1 protein-coding gene is annotated in these 1,463 nt (G+C 40.2%); it reads right to left on the minus strand.

All coding sequences use genetic code 11. From position 1 onward, the window contains the following. Window positions 1-256: 256 nt before the first annotated feature. Entirely contained in the window at window positions 257-1,108 is an 852-nt protein-coding gene (locus F6K38_RS41810) for a DUF547 domain-containing protein (protein ID WP_008177703.1), read from the minus strand. Window positions 1,109-1,463 lie beyond the last annotated feature (355 nt).

Below are 1,463 nucleotides of genomic sequence, written 5' to 3' on the forward strand. Positions count from 1 at the left end.
AATCCTGATAGCAAAGGGAACAGGGAACAAAAATTATCACAATTCCTACACGGATACCGATAATGATTAATCAATAAACCGGTTAATTGGTTATTGTTTATTGGTTAAGCTGTCCCGCATTTAAACTGCCTTTTATTAAATCAGGAAACCACCCCTGAAACTCTTGTCAATTCTGCATTCTGCATTCTGCATTCTGCATTCTGCATTCTGCATTCTGCATTCTACCTTGCTGTTAGGCATAAAAATTCCTAACAGCTTATTGTTTATTCAAAGACCAATCATAGTTCAGATATTTTATCTTGTAATTCCCCCGCTCAAGATACTCCTGATCCTCTGGACTAAGGTAGTTACTGATAAAGTTTAACACCGCCCGTTGATTGGCGTTACCAGTAAATTTGTCATCGACACCATAGGTTTTTTTCCAATCTTCACCAAACCACTTAAAGATGGAAGAAAGATATACGCTACCTTCTTGACGGTCAATACGAAAGCCATGGGGACTAACTAGAAAATTCTGTGTCTGGTCATCCAGTTGCTGATCGATTTTTTCCCCAGTATAAGGTTCGTTTCTTAAGGGAGGACAACTGATAGCGGCGCAAACTAAAGCCATATGAATTCGGGGTTCGTTGAATTCCGCACGCAGTGTCTTGTGTTCAATATTATCTAAGGTTTTAGATTCTCCAGTAATGTTGAATTCGCGTCCTTTCCAGACTCCTTTAATATCCCGAATACTCTTTTTGAGCGGGTTTTGGTCAATAATGGATTCTAGAGTAAAGGAGTTGTAAGCATTTATCAGAAAAGCAATTTTTTCTGCTTCATCCCAAGACTGATAGGTGCTAGGCTCAACAGCACCTAAGGAGGCATTAAATGTCTCCAGCTGCTCTGGATTTTGCTGCAATTTTTGGTAATTAACTAGCGCTTTATTGTTGACATGGGTTTTTAGGACAGTAGCATAGTCGTCATAATTCAATAGAGTTGTGTCAGAGCCTCTATTTACTTGTACTTGGGACTCTTTTGCTGGTGCTTTATTTATCGGTACGGAAAGTGTACAACTTGTCAGGATAATCAGGGTTGGAACTAGGGTTAGTAATCTCTTGGATGTATTCATAGTAATTCAGATGACTTAGCTGATAAGATGCTTGACCTGTAAGCATTCAGCCGTCAGCCGTCAGCCGTCAGCCGTCAGCCGTCAGCCGTCAGCCGTCAGCTAATGTAACTCAGATTAAAGCAATGCTTACCTGTTTTATTCAAAAGATGTAACTCAGATTAAAGCAATGCTTACCTGTTTTATTCAAAAGCTGATAGCACCTCAAGAAGCGTGCGCGTAGCGCTAATCGCTGATAGCTGATAGCTGATAGCTGATAGCTGATAGCTGATAGCTGATAGCTGATAGCTGATAGCTGATAGCTGATAGCTGATAGCTGATAGCTTACCTTGACCTAGGCAATTTTGATTAAAGCTAA

The organism is Moorena sp. SIO3B2 (assembly GCF_010692525.1).
GTDB classification, from domain to species: domain Bacteria; phylum Cyanobacteriota; class Cyanobacteriia; order Cyanobacteriales; family Coleofasciculaceae; genus Moorena; species Moorena producens.

Coding starts and splice junctions, on each gene's coding strand:
- F6K38_RS41810 (WP_008177703.1), bottom strand. CDS start 1,108: ATGAATACATCCAAGAGATTACTAACCCTAGTTCCAACCCTGATTATC.